Raw genomic sequence first — 1190 nt, 5'->3', positions numbered from 1 at the left:
GGGAGCATCTCAATTATGCAATGAGTATAAATACTTGCAACAGTCCTATGCAAGAATTATGTAAAATGTAAAAACACACTTACGAATGAGAAAAATATGACCCCAGAAGAAACTCAAGAACTGCAAAAATGTCTAGAAAAAGTATCCGCTATCTTACTCAAGAATACACCATCAGAACAGCTAAAAGACTTTGGCAGTATTGAATTAGCGGTTAGAGATCATGTCCTCAAAGAAGTAGCCCCAGAGATTGGAAAATTTTTTAAGCAGCAGCAGCCAAACAGAAGCAGGCAGAGCTAGAGAAATCCAGACCTGCATGGGTAAATGGCGAGTGAGAGAACAACAAAGTAAAAAACTCAGACTCAAGAAAGGGACAAGATTAAGCCCTCACTTAGAAAAATGCTGCCTAATATTGAGCGCCAACGTATCCTATGCTAATACCACCAAAGACTTACAACAACTGACAGGGATATACGTATCCCACAGTACGCAACAACGGCTAGTACATCGACAAGAATTTGTGGAGGCTGTAGCAGAGACAACTGTCACCGCTTTGAGTGTAGATGGAGGCAAGGCAAGATTAAGAACCGACTTAGGAGAAGCCAGTGAATGGCGAGACTACAAAGCTGTGGCATTGCATCATCAAAAGTGTGCGGCTTTCTTTCAAGAGAATGACCAGCTATTGGATTGGGTGAATCGACAGCCTTTAGGTGAGCCAATTACTTGTTTGGGTGATGGACATCCAGGGGTCTGGAATTTGATAGCTGGGATTGCTTCATTTGAGAAACGTTTAGAGATTTTAGATTGGTATCACCTCAAGGAAAACCTCTACAAACTGGGTGGCTCTAATCAACGCTTGCGAACAATGGAGGCTAATCTGTGGCATGGTCAGGTCGATCAGGCAATCACTGCTGTGGCTGACTGGGATGTACCTCACGTCAAGAACTTTCTGGATTATTTAGAACGACATCGATGTAGGATTCCTGACTATCAGGCGATGCAGTCTCAAAAGATCACAATTGGTTCCGGTGCTGTCGAGGCTACAATTAAACAAATTGGACGGAGAATTAAAATCTCCGGGGCACAATGGAATCGTGACAACCTGGCTCAAGTTCTGAAACATCGTTGTGCTTATTTAAATCTCGCTTTGGCCTGAATAGTATTTATACTCATTGCATATTTGAGATGCTCCC

At 42.6% G+C, this 1190-nt stretch carries 1 protein-coding gene; it reads left to right on the top strand.

Annotation, left to right across the window (positions count from 1 at the left end; genetic code table 11):
* Positions 1–96 precede the first annotated feature (96 nt).
* Positions 97–1153, top strand: a protein-coding gene (locus tag QUA13_RS32565) for an ISKra4 family transposase (protein ID WP_333205239.1) whose coding sequence is annotated in 2 segments (ribosomal slippage) — positions 97–263 and positions 262–1153 — 1059 coding nt in all. Because the reading frame shifts where the segments join, the coding sequence is not laid out codon by codon here.
* The last annotated feature ends 37 nt before the right edge of the window (positions 1154–1190 follow it).

Origin of the sequence: Microcoleus sp. S28C3, assembly GCF_036700785.1 — a bacterium.
GTDB lineage: Bacteria > Cyanobacteriota > Cyanobacteriia > Cyanobacteriales > Microcoleaceae > Microcoleus > Microcoleus asticus.
The sequence above is the reverse complement of the archived record's forward strand: the minus strand, read 5'-3'. Positions and strand labels throughout refer to the sequence as shown.